Raw genomic sequence first — 380 nt, 5'->3', positions numbered from 1 at the left:
TTTCGCCGCTACGCCTTTGGCGATGTCGGCTTTGGCTTCGTCGGTCAGGTCGAGGGCGTAATCGGTAACGCCGTCGGCGTCTTTCGCACCTTCGCTGACTTTAACCGCACCGCCCGCCGCTTGGCTGAGGGTGGTCTTGTCGGCGTTGACGGTGTACTCGGTGTTGTTGCCGTCCACTTTTTCGCTGACGGTCACGTTCTTACCGGCGACGACGGTGGTGGTTTTTTCGGTGGCGGCGAGTTGTTCGTTCAGTTGGGCGACGTTGACGGCGTCGGTGGCTTTTACGCCTTTGGCTACGTTGCTGATGGCTTTATTGCCGGCGTCGATGCCGTCGGCAGTGATGTTCACATCGCCTGCTTTCAGACCGTCTTTGCCCAGCG

General features: G+C 59.7%; 1 pseudogene. It reads right to left on the bottom strand.

Going from position 1 to position 380, the window contains the following annotated elements:
- Nucleotides 1-380 (bottom strand): annotated as a pseudogene (locus HMPREF3277_RS13040) (hypothetical protein); the annotation flags it as partial.

The organism is Neisseria sp. HMSC70E02 (assembly GCF_001838645.1).
GTDB lineage: Bacteria > Pseudomonadota > Gammaproteobacteria > Burkholderiales > Neisseriaceae > Neisseria > Neisseria macacae.
This window is presented reverse-complemented; position numbering and strand designations above follow the sequence as displayed.